The following is an 18,711-nucleotide window of genomic DNA, read 5'->3' as shown; positions in this document are numbered from 1 at the left end:
CACGAGAACCACTATGGCAATCATTCCATCAACACCAGCACAGGGCGCACAGGGTAAAAGCAGCCACTTTGCCTTTGCCGCGATGACGACCCTGTTTTTTATCTGGGGCTTTATCACCGCCCTGAACGATATCCTGATCCCGCACCTGAAAGCGGCCTTCGAGCTCAGCTACACCCAGGCTATGCTGGTGCAGTTCTGCTTCTTCGGCGCCTATTTCATCGTTTCGCCCTTCGCCGGCAAATTGATTGAAAAAATTGGCTATATCCGCGGCATAGTCACGGGTTTGTGTACCATGGCAACCGGGTGTTTGCTGTTTTACCCTGCTGCAGAAGTCTCTGTTTACGCGCTGTTTTTGCTGGGCCTTTTTGTGCTGGCAAGCGGTATTACCATATTGCAGGTGTCTGCCAATCCTTACGTCGCCATTCTGGGGGCTGAGCGCACCGCAGCCAGTCGCCTGAGTCTGGCCCAGGCCATCAACTCCCTTGGGCATACTCTGGCGCCTCTGTTTGGTGCGGCGCTTATCTTCGGCGCCGCCAGCAACGCCCATGCAGTGCAGCTGCCCTACCTCATTCTGGCGGGTGCCGTATTGCTTACCGCCGTGGGCTTTGTGTTTTTGAAGCTCCCTACCCTGCAAACCGACCATGAAACCCAGGTCAGCCACAGTGACAGCATTTGGCAGCATAAACACCTGGTATTGGGCGCCCTCGCCATCTTCCTGTATGTGGGTGCCGAAGTGTCTGTTGGCAGCTTTTTGGTAAACTATTTCTCAGAGAGCCACATCGCCGCATTGAGCGAGCAGGAAGCCAGCCGCATGGTGTCTTACTATTGGGGCGGCGCCATGGTGGGCCGTTTCGTGGGTTCAGCCCTGACCCGAATACTGCAACCAACCTATGTGCTGGCGACCAATGCCCTGATGGCGATACTGCTGTTAGTGCTGACCATGAACAGCAGCGGCGCTCTGGCCATGTGGTCTGTACTGGCGGTGGGTTTCTTTAACTCCATCATGTTCCCCACCATATTCACCCTGGCAATCCGAGGCCTTGGCCCCTTAACCAGCCGGGGCTCGGGATTGCTGTGTCAGGCCATCGTTGGCGGTGCCATACTGCCACTGCTGCAAGGCGTGGTTGCCGACAGCAGCTCGGTGCAGTTCAGTTTTGTCATCCCCATGGTGGCCTATTTGTATATCGGCTGGTACGCCCTGCGGGGCAGTAAAGCCTGTGAAAAAGCCAAGATTGTAGAGGCCCAGTCATGAAAAAAATCCTGTGTTTTGGTGAGGCGCTGATTGATTTTCTCAATATAGGTGCCGGCCATCAGGGACCCCTTACCCTTCCCGAATTCCGTCAGTACCCGGGCGGCGCCCCGGCCAATGCGGCCGTTGCCGTTGCCAGACTCGGTGGCCACGCCTGCTTTGCCGGTCAGGTGGGCCAGGACCCCTTCGGGGAGTTTCTGGCAGCCGCGCTGCAGGAATATGGTGTAGACACCCGTTTCTTGCTCAAGCATCCCCAGGCCAAAACAGCCCTGGCCTTTGTGATGCTGGATGCCGATGGTGACCGCAGTTTTTCGTTCCACCGCCATGAAACGGCCGATGTGATCTTGACTGAGGAGCAGGTCAGCGACGACTGGTTCAGCGGTGACACCATAGTGCATTTTTGCAGTAATACCCTGACCACGCCGCAAATCGCCCAGTGCACCCGCCATGTGCTGAACCGGGCCAAACACGCCGGCAATCTCATCAGTTTTGATGTCAACCTGCGCCATAACCTGTGGCAACAGGGTGCGGCAGACAGTGCCCTGGTCAATGAGCTGGTCAAGCAGGCCGATGTGGTCAAGTTTTCCCGGGATGAGCTGGAATATCTCGCCGCTGGCGACACGGCCACTTACATCAGTCAATGCCTCGCCAGCCAGTGCCAGCTGCTGCTGGTAACCGACGGCGCCAATCGTATCGATTATTTCACCGCCGAACATCAGGGGCATATACAGCCGCCCAAGGTTAAGGTTGTGGACACCACCGCCGGTGGCGATGCCTTTATTGGCGGCTTCCTTTATGGCCTGGGTTGTATGGAAAATGCCAAGGCCGTCTTCGCCGATACCAGAGAGCTGGAATCCCTGCTGCTGTTTGCCACCCACTGTGGCGCCTATGCCGTGACCCAGCCCGGCGCCTTCCCGGCCCTGCCGGGGCTGGCCGATATCCAGACACAAGTGACCCAGCAGGGGCACTCAATTGCTGCCTTTAACCCTGTTTTATTCCGGAGCCCGGTATGAACTTTTTCTCCCAGACATTTCTTCTTGAACACTGCCAGAGCATTTTGGATTTCTACACCGACCGGGTAGTGGATCCAAGCGGCGGCTATCACCAGAACTTTCTCGACGACGGCAGCCTGTTTGATACCCATTTCAAACAGCTGGTAAGCAGCACCCGCATTCTGGTGAACTATGCCACTGCCGGTATCCTGTTTGGTCGTCAGGATTATCTGGATATTGCCAGGCATGGCCTGGATTATCTGGAAGAAGTGCACTGGCAGGCGTCCAGTCAAACCTACGCCTGGACCCTGGATAACCACAAGCCGCTGGACATGACCCAGCAGGCCTATGGTTATGCCTTTGTGCTGCTGGCCTATGCTGCGGCTCGCAAGGCAGACCTGGTGCAGGACGACAGCAAACTGCAACAGGTATACGACTTACTGGAGCAGCGTTTCTGGCAAGCTGAATATGGCCTCTATGCCGATGAAATCAGCCCCGAGGGCGTGCTCAGTCCCTATCGCGGCCAAAATGCCAACATGCACCTGTGTGAAGCCATGCTGGCGGCCTTTGAAGCCACGGGTAACAACCAGTATCTGGAGCGTGCTTCCCAACTGGCCCAGAGTATTGCCGTGCGTCAGGCGTCACTGACAAACGATTTGGTGTGGGAACATTACACCCCCGAGTTCAAACCAGACTGGGATTACAACAGAGACGACCCCAAAAACCTTTATCGTCCCTGGGGCTTTCAGCCCGGGCATCAGACCGAGTGGGCGAAACTGCTGCTGATCCTCAATCGTCATGCGCCGCAGGCCTGGCAGATTGAACGCGCAGCGTCCCTGTTTGACCGCGCTTATCAACAAGCCTGGGACAATCAGGACGGTGGCCTCGTCTATGGGTTTGATCCCGAGGGCAACTGGTGTGACGATGACAAGTACTTCTGGGTACAGGCCGAAAGCTTCGCCGCTGCCGCCATGTTGCATAAAGCGACGGGTGACGATAAGTACCTGACCCAGTATGACGCCCTGTGGCAGTACAGCTGGGCCCACATGGTGGACCATGAATACGGCGCCTGGTTCAGGGTACTGAGAAAGGACAACAGCAAGTATTCCAATCAGAAAAGTGCCGCCGGGGCCAAGTGTGACTATCACACCCTGGGAGCCTGCTTCGAAGTCTTGCGCGTGCTGGGCCACCCGGCACTGAAATAAACCGACCATAAGGCCCGTGGATGCGGGCCTTTGCTTACCTGACTCCATGAGGATGTGATGAAAAAGATTGCCGCACTGCTGCTGACCGCGTCCCTGGCAGCATGCAACCAGCAACCCAGCCAGGTGCAAAGCCACGAACAACAAAAGCCCACCAGCCAGTCACAAATGGAGCACGCTGCGGATGTGCTCGCCTATGTTGACCCCTTTATCGGCACCGATGGCAAGGGTAAAACCTTCCCCGGTGCTACCGTGCCCCATGGCATGGTGCAGCTCAGCCCCGACAATGGCCGCACCGGCTGGGACTGGATAGCGGGCTACTTCTATCCCGACAACATCATTGCCGGCTTCAGCCACACCCATTTGTCCGGCACAGGTGCCGGGGATCTGTATGACATCTCCTTTATGCCCCTGACCCGGCCTTTCAAGCGGGTGCAAACCGAGGGCGGTCCGGCCGACGGCACCATAGTGTCCCATTTCAGCCACGAGCAAGAGCAGGCCAGCCCCGGTTATTACCGGGTCAGATTGCAGGACTACGAAATCAAGGTGGAGCTGACCGCAGGTGCGCGCTCCGGCCTGCAAAGATACAGTTTTCCGACCACGGCCACCGAAGGTGTGGTGCGGCTCGATTTGGGTTATAGCCGCAACTGGGACAAAACCGTTGCCACCCATGTTGAAATCATCGATGCCTACAGCATTGGCGGGTATCGCAAATCCACCGGTTGGGCCGAGGATCAGCGGGTCTATTTTTACAGCCGTTTTTCACAGCCCATCGCCAGTCAGCTGTTGTTTGTCGATGGCAAACAGGTCTCCCACACACAGGCTGAGGCCGACAATATCGCGCTTGAGCTCAACTTCGATTTGGCCCAGAGCCAATCAAAGGACAGGTCTTTACTGGTGCACACCGCCATCAGCTCGGTGAGCATAGATAATGCACTGGCAAACCTTGAGGCCGACGGCAAGCTGCTGGATTTCCCGGGCACCCTGGCCGCCGCCAAAGATGCCTGGCGTGGTGAGCTTGCCAAAGTTCGGGTGTCGGCATCCGAGGATAACCTCAGGCAGTTTTATACCGCCATGTACCATGCCTCACTCGCCCCACGACTCTTCTCGGATACCGATGGCAGCTACAAGGGGCCGGATGGCGCAATCCATCAAGCCGAAGGCCATCCACGCTACGAATTCTTCTCCCTGTGGGATACCTTCAGGGCGCTGCACCCCTGGAAAACCCTTGTCGACCAGGCTCGCACCCGGGAGATGATGGACAGCATGATGGACCATTACCGGGTAGCCGGGCGTTTACCCGTGTGGATTTTTCAGGGCAATGAAACCGACATGATGCTGGGCTACCACTCGGTGCCGGTATTGGTCGATGCCTATCTGAAGGGCCTTACCGATATTGATGGCGAACACTTGCTTAATGCCGCCCTGCACAGTGCAAAGCAAGAGGCTTTTGGCCTGGCGAGTTACCAGCAGCTGGGTTTTGTGCCCTACACAGAGCGCAAGTGGAATGTGGCCCTGACGCTAGAATATGCCTTCGATGACTGGGCTATCGCACGCCTCGCCAAAGCCTTGGGTAAAGAAGATATTTATCAGGAATTTGCCACACGGTCACAGAACTATCGCCGCCATTTTGACGCCCAAACCGGCTTTATGCGCGCCCTGGATCCCCATGGGCAATTCCGTCTCCCCTTCGACCCCAATGCCTATCACCCGGAAGACTACTGTGAGGCCAATGCCTGGCAATACAGCTTCTTTGTACCCCACGATGTGGCGGGCATGATTGAAATGATGGGCGGCAGCGCCGCTGTCAGCGCCAAACTGGATGCCATGTTCGGTACCGAGCAGGCGCTGGACGAGTTCCCCGAATGGATCTCCGGCTATATCGGCCAGTATGTCCACGGCAACGAGCCCAGCCACCATGTGCCCTACCTCTATCAATATCTGGGCGAAGCACATAAGACCCAGCGTCTGGTGCGGCAGATAATGCACGAGCTTTACACCACGGCGCCCGATGGACTGGCCGGCAACGAAGATGCCGGCCAAATGTCGGCCTGGTACCTCTTCAGTGCGCTGGGCTTTTACCCCGTGGACCCGGTATCCGGTGAATATGTGCTTGGCAGCCCCGAGGTCGACAGCGCCGATATCCAGCTTGAAAATGGTAACGTCTTTAAAATTCGTACAATTAATCAAGGACCTGAACATGTCTATGTCAAGCAGGTCACCTTGAACGGCAAGCCCTTGAACGGATATATTTTACGACATTCAGATATTCTGGCCGGTGGTGAACTGGTCTTTACCATGAGCCCTCAGCCATGAACAAATTCCTGTTTGGTCTGCTCCTGACCAGCTGCTCTGCCCTGGGTGGCAACAGCCAGTACGTGAATCCCTTTATCGGTACCTCAAACTTCGGCGCTACCCATCCCGGGGCTCAGTACCCCAATGCCCTGGCCTCGGTGTCGCCGTTCAACGTGGCCCATGGCGGCGAGCAAAATAAGTTTGAAAAAGACGCCGCCTGGAACTCCCGGGTGTATATCCATGAGAACCGCTATCTGACGGGCTTCAGCCACCTGAACTTAAGCGGCGTGGGTTGCCCCGATGCAGGCGTATTGCTACTGATGCCCACCACGGGCCCGCTCGAACTGGACGCACGGGAATACGGCAGCAGTTACAGCAATGAGCAAGCCAGCCCCGGCTACTATAGCGCCCAGCTCAACAAATACGCCGTCAAGGCCGAAGTCACCAGCAGCCTGCGCACCGGCCTGAGCCGCTTCACCTTTCCGGCGGGGCAGTCCAATGTGCTGCTCAATCTGGGGCTGGGACTGACCAATGAAACCGGCGCCAGCCTTAAGTGGGTGTCTGAGCAGGAAGTCGAAGGCAGCCGTATGCTGGGCACCTTCTGCTACCACGACGAAGATGTGCGGCCGGTATTTTTTGTGGCCCGCTTCAGCAAGGCACCCAAGACCTTTGGGGTGTGGAAAAAAATGCCGCGCTACCAGAATGTGGAAGCCGACTGGATTGGCTACAACGACAGCATTAAACCCTATCCGGGCTATCGTCAGCTCCTGTCCGGCGATGATATCGGTGCCTGGCTGAGCTTCGATACCCGCGAGCAGGAGGCCATCGAGGTCAAGCTGGGCATCTCCTTTGTCAGCATGGAAAACGCTAGGGAGAATCTGGATACCGAGCAGCCCGGGTTTGAGTTCGATAAGCTGCGGATTGAGGCGCAAAAGGCCTGGGACGCCCTGCTGGACCGGGTCGAGGTGGAGGGCAGTGATGAGCAAAAAACCTTGTTCTACACCGCGCTGTACCACAGCCTTATTCATCCCAACATATTGCAGGATGCCAACGGCGATTACCCCTTGATGGGCCAGCAGGGCGTTGGCAACAGCAAGCAAAACCGCTACACGGTGTACTCGCTTTGGGATACCCACAGAAACGTTCATCCCCTGCTGAGCCTGCTCTATCCCGAATTACAGGCCGATATGGTGCGCTCGGCAGTGGCCATGGCCAAAGAGAGTGGCTGGCTGCCCAAGTGGGAGCTCTACGGCATGGAAACCCAGGTGATGGTGGGCGATCCCGCCACGGCCATGATTGCCGACAGCTACCTGCGCGGCATCCGGGATTTCGATGTCAATGCCGCCTATGGGGCCATGGTGCGGGCAGCAGAGCAGCGCGAGCACAACCTGCTGCGGCCGGAAAACCCGGATTATCTGACGCTCGGCTATGTGCCAGTGGACGATGAAGGCCCCTACGATGGCAGCGTGGCCACCAGCCTGGAATACTACCTGGCCGACTTCAACCTGGCACAACTGGCATTGGCGCTGGGTAAGCAGGAGGACCACGATAAGTACCTGGCCCGGGCACTGAACTACCGCACATTGTTTGATGCCGACACCGGCATGCTCAGGCCGAAAAATAGAAAAGGCGAATGGCTGACACCCTTCGACCCCGAGCTTGGCCGTAACTTCGAGCCCGCCCCCGGCTATATCGAAGGCAATGCCTGGAATTATCGCTTTTATGTGCCCCACGATACCCCCGGGCTGATACAGCTGCTCGGCGGGCCGGAAGCCTTTTTACGCCAACTGGACGCCACCTTCGACACCGGTAACTTCGATATGGGCAACGAGCCCGATATCACTTATCCCTTCCTGTACAACTACCTGGAAGGTCAGAGCTGGCGCACCTCCCGGCGTGTCAGGGAGCTGATTGCGGCACACTTTGGCAATCATCCCGGCGGCCTGCCCGGCAACGACGACACGGGCACCATGTCCACCTGGCTCGCGTTTTCCATGTTGGGCATTTACCCGGTGAGCCCCGGCATGATGGACTACGCCCTGTTCCGCCCAAGCTTCAGCAAGGTGAAGATTCACCTCAGCGCCGAATACTATCCCGGTAAGCAGTTTGTGATTGAAAACCCTGTCGGTGACCTTGACTCGGATAAGCCCGAAGCCTTCACACTAAACGGCCGCAGCATCGACAAACCCTTTGTGACCCATGAGGACATCATCAAGGGCGGCGTGCTCAAGGTGAAGTAGCCCCATATAAAGACAAAAAAGCCGCCCGAGGGCGGCTTTTTTATTGTCAGCTTAATTCACTCTCGTCACTGTCAGACTGGGTGCCTTGGGGTCCGGACCTTCCACCGTGAAGCGGTAGGTACCGGCATCAAGCACATTGAGCTTGAGGTTGGCGCCCTTGGCCGCCAGCGGCTCGGCCAGATCCAGCGCCACATCGGCAACATCGCCGGACAGGGCACCGAAATCCACGGTGCTCCAATCTGAACTTGCCACCTTGAACTCAACCGTACCGGCACCAAGGCTCACTTCTGTGCTGTAGACACCCCCACCCTGATGCATCAGGGGGTTGTCTGTGCCCCAGCCATTCATGCCGCCGCGCAGGTACACCTCAGTGCCGGCAAAAATGTCTGTCTTGTACACGGTAAGCAGTGGCTCACTGCGGTTCGACAGGTCAAAGATGAAGCTGTAGCTGGTGTCCTCATCAAAGTTCATGCTGAGGTTACCCCCCTTCACGGCGAGGAATTTCTCCACGCCCAGGGTCACAGTGCCATCGGCCTCACCGCTGCCGAAATCCACCGTACTCCAGTCACTGGAGGCGAGCTTAAAGCCCTTGCTGCCCGCAGTCAGCTGCACATCAACCCGATAAACGCCGCCACCCAGATAGGTCATGGCGTTGTCGGTGCCCCAGCCGTTCATATCACCGCGCAGGTACACCTGGGTGCCGGGGAACGGCTCCTCGTTGTACACGGTCAGCTGCGGATTATCCTTGTCACTGGCATCGAGGGAGAACACATAGGTGGCCGCCAGAGCTGCGCTGAACTTAAGGTTGGCACCCTTGGCCGCCAATTGCTCAACCACGCCCTCTTCCACATCGGCATCGCCTGCCGACACTCCACCAAAGTCCACCGTGCTCCAGTCTTCCGACGCCAGCTTGAACTCATAGTCGCCGGGGGCCAGGGTGATTGCCACCCGGTATTCGCCGTTGCCCACGTATTGCAGTGGATTGCCTGTGCCCCAGCCGTTCAGGCTGCCACGGACATACACTGTGGTGCTGCCATAGGGCACCACATCGGGGGCGCCCACAGTGGCATTGGCCGACAGACCTTCGCCCTGGGCCGAACCCTGAGCCTTAACAAACACGGCCGTGGTGTAGGCTGGCACGGTAAAGGTGCCCTCGTTATCGCCGGCGCTGAAACTGGCGCCGCGCACCCTGGCATCAATGGAGGATGCCAGGAGTGGATGCAGGCTGAAGCCCGCAGCCGTCGGTACGGTATGGGACTGACTGCTTGCCGTGCCATTGACCATGACTACGATGGCGTCAACCGCAGGGTCAAGATCCGTAAGACCTGTACCGTCGTCCAGGCTCATGACTATCACACCCTGAGTCTGGCGCTTGCCCACGTTGTGGAAGCCCACCCGGGCAATGATGTCCTCGGCGGTGGTCAGACGGAACAGCTTGCTCTGATGGCGGATTTGCAGAAACTCGCCAAACACCTCGGCGGCAAAGCCAATCTCGCTGGCCGAAGCCGCGGTATTGGGGTTGGCCGAAATGCCGGTGATGGTATTCCAGTTGCCCTGGTTATCCTGTGCCAACGGCAGACCCACGTTCCAGTTGTTGCCGGACTGGGTAAAGTCGACATAGTTGAACCAGTCACCTGAGTCATAGCTGTTGCGGTCCATGGACTTGGAGCGCAGCATGTCGCCGCCCAGCTGCAGGAAGGGAATACCCTGGCTCAGAAGCGGCACAGTAGCAGCGATATTTTGGGTCCGAACCCTGTCTTCGAGGCTCATGCCCACGGGGAGGCTGTATTGCAGCTTGTCCCACAGGGTCTCGTTATCGTGCTTGGACACATAGTTGATGCTGTCGGCCGGATCGGCGGCATAGGCCGTGGGCTGGGAGTTCCAGCTGAAGCTGCTGCCCTTGGCCGAATTGCCGTTAAAGTCCTTGAGGACATAGTCCTTGAGGTTACCTGCCATGGACAGGCGCAGGGTGTCCTGATCCCGCAGCACTTCATCCTTTAGCTCGCTCTGGAACAGGCTGCCACCACGGATGGCCTCACGAATACGGTCGTTAAAGCTGCCCACCTCGGTGCCGGCCAGATTGGCCTGTGTGGCCTGCTCGAACAGACGGTTGTCGGCAACCTCACCGAAGTTCCAGCCCTCACCGTAGAAGTAGGTGTCAGGGTCCACGGCGCGCACCGCATCACGCGCTGCCAGCATGGCCGCCTTGGGAATATGGCCCATGATATCGAAACGGAAACCGTCAAAGCCGAAGTCCAGCGCCAGCGACACCAGGGTGTCGTTCATCAGCTTGGCCATCATGGCGTTTTCGGTGGCGGTGTTTTCGCAGCAGGTAGAACGCTGCATGGCACCGGAAACCGGGTCGTAGCGATGGTAGTAGCCGGGCACCACCTTATCGAGCACTGAGTTGTCATACAGCCCCGAAGAGCTGGTGTGGTTGTACACCACGTCGAGCACGGTGCGAAGACCTATGCCGTGCAGCGCCATGTTCATGGCTCTGAGCTCTTTAACCCTGGCTACACCATCCGGAGTGGAGGCATAGCTACCCTCGGGCGCAAGGAAATGCTGTGGATCGTAGCCCCAGTTGAAGCCATCCAGACCGCGCATGGCGTTCACCAGTGCCTGGGCATCGGCAGAGCCGGGCAGGCTGTCTTCCAGCAGGCTCTGGATAGTGGCGCCCTTGTCCTTGGTCTTACAGGCATCGGCGCTGTCGTTAATCTTGCTGCACAGGGTGCCAAGGGTATCGGTCAGCTCTACCCGCTCATCCTCCAGCTCGTTTACCGTGGCCATGTCGGTCACTGGCAGCACATGGAAGTGAGTCAGGCCCTTTTGCGCCAGCGCACGCAGATGCTCCACCGGTGCCGAGCCTTCTTCGGTAAAGGCCAGATACTTGCCGCGGTTGGCGGCGCTGGTGCTCTCGTCACGGATACTGAAGTCGCGGACATGGCCCTCGTACACCACTATGTCTTCCGGGTCTGCCACCTCGGGCACAGTATGGCCATCCCAGCCTTCGGGCATGGTGTCGGTGTCGCTTAAGTTAACAAACTGGCTGAAACGGCCGTTGGCAGACACGTTGACCGAGTAGGGATCTGTGGTTTCTACGGTTTCCAGCTTTTTGCTCACCGGATGGTACAGGGTGAGTTCAAAGCGGTAATAGCGGCGGTCAAGCCCGGTGCCGGTGAACGACCAGATGCCGGTGGCCGCATCTTCAGTCATGGCCTCACTACGGGTTAAGTTTTTGCTGTCGTCATACACCTTGAGGGTCACGCGCTGAGCCGTGGGCGCCCACAGCCTCGCGGTAACGGCATCGCCATCGTAGCTTATCCCAAGGTTTGCCTCATTGGCATCGGCATCGCCGGAGGTGTAGAGGTCATCCAGTGCCCGCGCCTGTTGTACAAAGGTGGCGTAAAGTGGCTTGCCGTCGGCATCGAAGGCGGCCATCGCCAGCTGCGCCTTGGCCAAAGATTTGGCTTCCTCGGCGCTCACATCCAAATGATAGGCCTGCCAGGAGGCCAGCTCAGGCGCCCTCGTCTGCTGGGCCTCGGTCAGTTCGGTGGCAGTCAGTACATGGCTGCCGCCACTGATGCCGCTGTCGTCGATGGTCAGGTCGGCATTGGCCGAATAGTGCAGCCTAACCTCGGCCACGCCTTCCTCGGTTTGATCCCACAACAGGGTCTGACGGTCGAGCCAGTGGGCACTCATGTTGCTGAACACCGCAGGCTGAGGGCCCAGATTGAGGATGGGATACTCAAATACTGACGGCGTGCCATGGAGGGTAAAGTTCATCCGCACGAACTTTTCATCATCCTGCTTGAGGGGCATCTTGAAGTCGCCGTCACCCAGCGCCTTACCGCTGCCCTCGGTGCCCACGTGGATGATGAAGTTACCGCACTCACCGTAGCCTTCCTTGAGGTTAAGGATCCAGTAGGCGCCGTAGTTGGGGTCTATGCCATCAAACTCATGGCCATTGGCCCAGTCGCTGCTGTCGAATGGCGGCGCATAGGCGTCACAGGTGTCGTTGTTCCAGGTGTGCAACCTATAGCCGTCGTAAACAGGGTCGTTCGGGCTGTTGTCGGCATCCTTGGGGCGGTTGTAATAGATAACCGCCTCGTTGGCCTTGGGAAAATACACAGGGTCAGGCAGGGTGGGGTCGGCACCCACAACACACTGCTCGTTTTTGGCGTCGGGCACTGTGGGTGGCGGGCACTGAATGGGTGGCGGCGCCACACACTGGGTGCCGGTGGCATCGGGCACCATGGGCACATTGCAGGTCAGCAGCACCTCGCCGGGCTCAGATGAATCGCTGCCACAGCCCCACAGCACACTGGCAGCAAGGGCCAGCGCAAACAGTTGGGCAAGTTTAGAAATACTCAGCATGAGTCTTCCCTCGGTAAAAGTGAATTGATGACCTTTTCGCACCGCTGTGGGGTTACATGGCATAGGTCACCCCCAGGAAGAATTGGCGACCGAAATACTGCAGGGTGCCTGTCTTGGCCTCGGTGCCGAAGTAGCTCTTGGTGGGCTCGTCGGTGAGGTTGTTGACCTGGAACAGCACCCCGAGATTGTCGTTAATCTGATAGGACGCCTGATAGTCAATCACGGTTTCGGCATCGTAATTCACCACCTGACTGTTGATGGCCACCTGCTCAGACACGAAGGACGAACGGTAGCGGGCGCTGATACGGGTTTCGAAACCCTCGTAGCCATAGAACAGGGTCAGGTTGGCAACATGCTTCGACAGACCTTCCAGGGTTTGCGGCACACTGTCGCCCCCCAGACTGGTGAGCTTCTGCACCTCACTGTCGGTGTAGGAGTAGCTGGTGTTTACCCCCAAACCATCGAAGGGGCTGGGCAGTGACGCAAACACCTGGGTGTAGGCCAGTTCCAGACCGCGGATATAGCCGCCTTCGGTATTGTTGACCGCCGTGGTGTAGGTGCCGTTGGTGGTTTCTATCTGCTCACCGCTGACGGGATCTACTATGTAATCGGGCACGTTGAAGCCGTGGCCGCGGAAGTCAAAGTCGTCGATGGCGACTGTGTCGATAAAGGAGTCGATGTCCTTGTAGAACAGCGCCGCCACCAGCGCGCCCTCTTCGAAGTAGTACTCGTAAGACAGGTCATACTGGGTGGCGTAGAAGGGCATCAGGAAGGGGTTATTGGTACTGGAGCCGTTAATCTCGCCGTCATCGTTAACCGAGGCACTGACATCCCCCGCCAGACGGTTGATGGGTGGCCGCGCCATCACCTTGGCCGCAGCAAAACGCAGCTGGCTGTCGTCGGTGAGCTTGAGGCTCAGGTTCATGGATGGCAGATAGTCGGTGTAGGTCGTGCCCACGACTGTCGGGGCATAGAGGTCATTGACTATGCCATTCTCATCCACAATATACTGGGCACCCTGAGCCGGATCGCCGCCCACGTTTTGCAGCATAGTGGCCGACTGATCCGTATCCACCACGCGCAGGCCTATGTTACCGGTCAGCGGCAAGCCACCGATTTCGGTGTCGATGTTAAACATCAGGTAGCTGGCCAGCACCTTCTCATACACTTCGCCGCTTTGCAGCACAGACCAGGAATAGTTGGTGGTGTAACCCATGGGGTCAAGCACCCCATCGGCATTACCCCAGGTTTGCACCGGCTGGGGGATACCCTCGGGGAACCAGGCATTGAGCGCCTTGTCGAGATCGATAGCCAGATAGGAGGGGAAGTAGCTGAAGTCGCCGCTCCAATCCACCACTGTCACCATATCCTGGGTCAGTCGCAGTGGCGGCTGGGTGCTGGAGAAGCCGCCGTCGTTGCCATACTCAAACACCGAGCGGTCGTTGCTGTAGGTCCTGTCGGACCAACGCACGCCAAACTCCACCGAAGACAGCCAATCACTGTCGAGATCGTATTTGAAGTCCAGGCGATAGGCTGTTACTTCATCTTCGTTTTCATAGGGATAGATGCCGTATTTACTGACCATCACCCGGTTGATATCCGAGAAGGCGTCGGCCTGATTGAAGCCCAGATCCGGCAGATCCAGCCCGTTCAGCAAATAGCTGATGGACACGTTTTCATCGAAAATAGGCTTATCGGCATTGGCATCCACAGCCACGTTTGACCACAAAAGCCCGTTACGGAAATCGCTCTTGGCGGAGGAATAAGACACGTCGGCCGCCACATTCAGGCGGTCGGTTATCTGCCAGTCGGCATTCACCCCAAAGCTGTTTACCTGGTCGAAATCCTGGTTGTCATCGTTGACCAGCTCCACCCGGGTGTAACTTTGGGTCGTGCGGTTAAAGGTGCCGCCTATCACTGAGTTACCATCCAGCACCGGATTGGCGACGGCCGTGGTGGGACCGCCGAGTTTAACCCGGAAGCCACGGGCAAAGGCTTCGCTGTCGAAGCGCGACAGGAAGGCATCGGCCTTGAGCTTAAAGTTGCTCACCGGCGCCCACTCGATGGCGCCCATATAGCCGTTACGCACCTCAACGCCGCCAAGGTGCTGCATCTCAAAACCTTCGCTGATGTATTCGTTGGCGGGATTGGCCTCAGGGCCATTGGTGTCGTCGGCGAGGCCGTCTACATCCTTGTTGTCGCTGTAGGCCAGACCAATAAACTGGGTGGCTACACTGGGCTGCTCGAGCCGGGCATAACCCAGCGCCACGCCCAGGGTTTCATCGAGGAACTTGCCCTGATAGGAAAAACTCAGCCTGTGGCCAAACTCCTCGGCGCCATACACTTCGCTGGCTCTGTCGTTGTACATGCCACGGGCATTGAGGGTGACATTATGTTCCTTATCCGCCGCCAGGGGACTTGCCGTGGCCAGCTCCACCGTGCCCGCCAGACCGCCTTCAATCAGGGATGCCTTGGGCGACTTGTACACGGCTGCCGAGTTGATGAGCTCTGAGGGGTACTGGTCGAATTCGATACTGCGGGAACCACTGGTGGACACCTGCTCCCGGCCATTGAGGGTAGAAAACACAAAACCGCCGGACATACCGCGGATATTGATTTCTGCTGCCTGGCCGCCGGTACGCACCGCCGAGATACCCGGCAGGCGCGTGAGCGCATCGGCCATGGACACATCGGGCAAGGCGCCCAAATCGTCGGCAGACAGTTGCTCGGAAACGGTATCGCCAAAGCGCTTGGCATTGAGTGAGTCGATAAGACTGCGGCGATAACCCGTGACTTCGATGCGTTCCACATCTTCCGGATTAAGCTTGCCTTGATTGTCGGTCTCTTTCTCGGTTGGGTCTGAGGTCTGCTGAGGCTCGCTTTGCTGCGGCTCGGCGGCAAAGGCCGCCGAATGCACCATTGCCAGCGGCAATCCGGCAGCCGCCAACGCCAGAGTCAGGACACTGGGTTTGAGCTTGAACATGCGTTTTTCTCCCTGGTCTTGCGACACTTGTTGTTGCCAACACCCGCCTGTACCGCAGACACCAAGGAGCATTGGATCATGTTGACCCCATACTAAGCTTGGTCAAATTATCAGCTCAATCTTATGCATACGTATTCACAACATCTGGTTAACATGCTGAACACAAAGCAACATCAGGGAAAGGGGGAAAAACATCGTAAAAACAACGCCGCAGGCGATAAAGCACTGCGGCGTGGCGGGAGTCGAAGGAAGGCGTTCAGGCCAATAAGCGAGCCAGCTCACTGTGACAGCTAATCTCCAGATGCGGCAAAATGCCCGCTTCGTTAACCTTGGCGTTGGGGTTATACCAGCAGGTGTGCAGCCCGGCATTGAGGCCGCCCTGAATGTCACTGGACAGGGTATCGCCCACCATCAGCACCCGCTCACGGGCCGGGTTGCCCATGGCATCCAGGGCATGGTCAAAAATGGCCTTATCGGGCTTGGCCAGGCCCACTTCTTCAGAAATCACCAAGAGTTCAAAGTGATCGGCAAAGCCGGTGCGTTCGAGGCGAATGCGCTGCAGCTCGGTAAAGCCGTTGGTGATGATGCCGAGGCGGTAGCGGCCTTTAAGGCTCTCAAGCAGTTCGGGCACCTGGGGCAGCGGCGCACAGATGTCGGCCATGGCCTGCAAAAAGCCGGAGTTCAGTTCACCGGGAGCAACCCCAAGACGCTCACCCCAAAGGGCAAACCGCTGTTCCTGAAGGGTTTTGGCACTGATGCGACCATCCTGATACTCAAGCCACAAGGGCTTGTTCACCTGCTGGTATTCGTGGAATTGCGCCTCACCGAAGTCCACCTCAAAGCGCGCGAACAAGCGCTTGAGTCCGGCAAAGGCATCGAAATGAAACAGGGTTTCATCGGCATCAAATAACACCCAGTCAAAGCTGAGCGGCGAGCAGTTGGACATATCACTTCCTGTTAATTACGGCATCAGGGCCGCCGATTGTACGCCCAAAGCGGCTGTGGCAAAAGTTGTGCTGACTATTATCAGCGCCGCTCCACAGGGTCATCACGGCCAACCAACTCGCCCCCTTGGGAGCGCAACCTGCGAAAGTAATCCTTTGCCGCTGCGCGCACCCGAGGCGCCAGCAGTAAGGCTGCTGTCATGGTGGGGATGGCCATCAGGCCGTAGGCGCCGTCGATGATGTTGACTATGTCGGTGAGGCTGTTGGTGGCGGCAAATAAAATCGCCAGCAAATACAGGTACAAGTACCAGCGCTCGCGCCTTGCGCCAAACAAAAACGCAAAGCATTGGCTGCCATAAAAGGCCTGGGTGAAGATGGTGGTTATGGCAAAAAAGCTAACACACACCAGTAAAAGATAGGGGCCAATGCCCGGCATGGTGGCGGCAAAGGCCGCACTGGACAGGCTGATGCCATTGGCACCGCCCTGCTCCCACACGCCGGAGATAAGAATAATCAGCGCCGTGGCCGTGCACACCAAGAGGGTGTCGATGGCGGGGCCGAGCATGGCCACCAGACCTTCTTTCACCGGCTCAGAGGTTTTGGCGTTGCCGTGTACCATCACCTCAGTGCCTATGCCCGCCTCGTTGGAAAAAGCGGCCCGCTTCACCCCGGTGAGCATGGTGCCCAAAATGCCCCCAGCCACCGACTGCACCGAAAAGGCATCTTCCACTATGCGCCACAGGTGCATGGGCACATCGCCAAGGTGGCTTAAAATCACATAAAGCGCGCAGCCCACGTACAGCAGAATCATGGTAGGCACCACTCTGATGGCCACCGCCGCTATCCGCTTAATCCCGCCCAGGATCACCAGCGCCACCAGACTCATGATGGCGAGCCCCAGGCCCAGCTCCAGGGCAAAATGCTCGCCACTGCCCACGGCAACGCCCGTGTCGCCGGGGGATAAAAACAGGTATTCCTTGAGGATTTGCACCAGCTGATTGGTGTTGAACAGCGGGAAATTACCCACCAGCCCCACCAGACAAAAGAACACCGCCAGCGGCTTCCATTTTTGTCCAAGCCCGTGGGTAATGATGTACATGGGGCCACCGCGCACCCGCCCTGTTTCATCGGTGCCGCGATACATAATCGCCAGTGAGCAGGTAAAAAACTTGGTGGCCATGCCAACCAGCGCGCTGACCCACATCCAAAAAATAGCGCCGGGGCCACCGGCGACTATCGCCAGCGCTACCCCACCAATATTGCCCATGCCCACAGTGCCCGCCATCGCGCTGGACAGCGCCCCGGCATGACTGATATTGCCTGCGGCATCGGCTTCGGGGTACTTGCCTCGCACTATGTCGATGGCATGCTTTAAATAACGAAATGGCGCAAGCCCAGAGTAAATAAGGAAAAACAGCCCGCCACCCACCAGCAGAACCAGCATGTGTGGCCCCCAGGCAAAGGCGGCAAAGCGGGCGGCGGCAGCGGCAAAATCAAAGGAAGTGTCGGCGGTCATCTTGTTGACATTATGTTAACTGGCATCCCGCTAACTTATCAGCCTACGCCGTGGATAGAAAGGGATTGAGGAATGGGGAATACGGAATACGGAATACGGAATACGGAATACGGAATACGGAATACGGAATACGGAATACGGATTATGCCCAGAGAAAAAATAAAGGGCTGACAGCATTCAGCCAGCCTTCAGCCCTGATACTGTAAAACAGCTTTCTTTGCGTTGCCGCCGAACCCCACTTTACGGCGGCCTATTCCAATGACGATTTGAAGTGACTATTTGGAGTGCGTATGACCTCAACAAGCAAATGGCCGCAACTGCTGCTGATTTTGATAGCGCTGGCCCTGCTTATCCCCGGCCTCAGCCTGCCTATGCTAAGCCTCGATGGCCAGGCCGATAAATCCCAGTTTGCCAAAACCACCATAGAGCTCATGACCGACGATGGCGAAGTGCGCGGTATTCTGGGTTCGGTATCCGCCTTTCTGGGCTTTAATCAACTGGAAGGTCAGGTAGAGATTTACCAGAAAAGTCGCAGCATTATCGGCACCATCACAGACCTGTTCGACAGCGGCAACCTGCTGGTTGGCATACTCATAGGCACCTTCTCGGTGGTTATCCCGACCCTGAAACTCTTGTCCCAGGCACTGCTGCTGTTTGCCTCAGGCACCCTCGCCCGGGGCCTTAAAAGCTTTATCGATGCCATCGGCAAGTGGAGCATGGCCGACGTGTTTGTGGTAGCGATTATCGTCAGCTACCTTGCCGGCAACGCCAAGGGCCAGATGGGTGAACTTATCATCATGCACGCCCAGTTCGAGCCCGGCTTTTGGTACTTCACCGGCTACTGCCTGTTTGCCATCGCATCCAATGTGATGATGGGAAGAAGGTTACAAGCGGCGTAAAGGTATGCGGCAGG

General features: G+C 57.5%; 10 protein-coding genes. 6 read left to right on the top strand and 4 right to left on the bottom strand.

Annotated features, from left to right (window positions below; all coding sequences use genetic code 11):
- Positions 1-13: 13 nt before the first annotated feature.
- From SAMA_RS01575 to SAMA_RS01555, 5 genes are read left to right on the top strand one after another with little or no spacing between them, the layout of a single operon-like run.
- Entirely contained in the window at positions 14-1,252 is a 1,239-nt protein-coding gene (locus SAMA_RS01575; protein ID WP_041409637.1) for a sugar MFS transporter, read from the top strand.
- Positions 1,249-2,262: a carbohydrate kinase family protein gene (locus SAMA_RS01570; protein WP_011758412.1), complete on the top strand. Its 1,014-nt coding sequence runs from the start codon at positions 1,249-1,251 to the stop codon at positions 2,260-2,262. The genes SAMA_RS01575 and SAMA_RS01570 overlap by 4 nt, the downstream gene beginning before the upstream one ends.
- A complete protein-coding gene (locus SAMA_RS01565; protein ID WP_011758411.1) occupies positions 2,259-3,446 on the top strand; it encodes an AGE family epimerase/isomerase in 1,188 nt (395 codons plus the stop codon). Before SAMA_RS01570 ends, SAMA_RS01565 begins: the two co-directional genes overlap by 4 nt.
- A 57-nt stretch (positions 3,447-3,503) precedes the next feature.
- On the top strand, positions 3,504-5,759 hold the full coding sequence (locus tag SAMA_RS01560) for a GH92 family glycosyl hydrolase (RefSeq protein ID WP_011758410.1): 2,256 nt from the start codon (positions 3,504-3,506) through the stop codon (positions 5,757-5,759).
- A complete protein-coding gene (locus SAMA_RS01555; protein WP_011758409.1) occupies positions 5,756-7,978 on the top strand; it encodes a GH92 family glycosyl hydrolase in 2,223 nt (740 codons plus the stop codon). Before SAMA_RS01560 ends, SAMA_RS01555 begins: the two co-directional genes overlap by 4 nt.
- Positions 7,979-8,029: 51 nt before the next feature.
- Here SAMA_RS01555 and pulA read toward each other — a convergent pair whose 3' ends face one another.
- The 4 genes from pulA to SAMA_RS01535 all read right to left on the bottom strand — a co-directional run bounded on the left by pulA (position 8,030) and on the right by SAMA_RS01535 (position 17,798).
- On the bottom strand, positions 8,030-12,355 hold the full coding sequence (gene pulA, locus SAMA_RS01550; RefSeq protein ID WP_011758408.1) for a pullulanase-type alpha-1,6-glucosidase: 4,326 nt from the start codon (positions 12,353-12,355) through the stop codon (positions 8,030-8,032).
- Between the two features lie 52 nt (positions 12,356-12,407).
- Positions 12,408-15,338 carry a TonB-dependent receptor gene (locus tag SAMA_RS01545; RefSeq protein WP_011758407.1) on the bottom strand — a complete coding sequence of 977 codons (2,931 nt, stop codon included), beginning with the start codon at positions 15,336-15,338 and terminating at the stop codon, positions 12,408-12,410.
- A 256-nt stretch (positions 15,339-15,594) separates the two neighbouring features.
- On the bottom strand, positions 15,595-16,284 hold the full coding sequence (yjjG, locus tag SAMA_RS01540; RefSeq protein ID WP_011758406.1) for a pyrimidine 5'-nucleotidase: 690 nt from the start codon (positions 16,282-16,284) through the stop codon (positions 15,595-15,597).
- Between the two features lie 80 nt (positions 16,285-16,364).
- A complete protein-coding gene (locus SAMA_RS01535; RefSeq protein ID WP_011758405.1) occupies positions 16,365-17,798 on the bottom strand; it encodes an alanine/glycine:cation symporter family protein in 1,434 nt (477 codons plus the stop codon).
- 290 nt (positions 17,799-18,088) lie between these two features.
- On the opposite strand from SAMA_RS01535, the gene SAMA_RS01530 reads away from it, so the two are divergent.
- On the top strand, positions 18,089-18,697 hold the full coding sequence (locus SAMA_RS01530) for a paraquat-inducible protein A (protein ID WP_011758404.1): 609 nt from the start codon (positions 18,089-18,091) through the stop codon (positions 18,695-18,697).
- Positions 18,698-18,711 lie beyond the last annotated feature (14 nt).

It is taken from the genome of Shewanella amazonensis SB2B, from assembly GCF_000015245.1.
GTDB classification, from domain to species: Bacteria; Pseudomonadota; Gammaproteobacteria; order Enterobacterales; family Shewanellaceae; genus Shewanella; species Shewanella amazonensis.
Note: the sequence above shows the minus strand (reverse complement) of the source record. Positions and strands in the feature narration are given on the sequence as shown.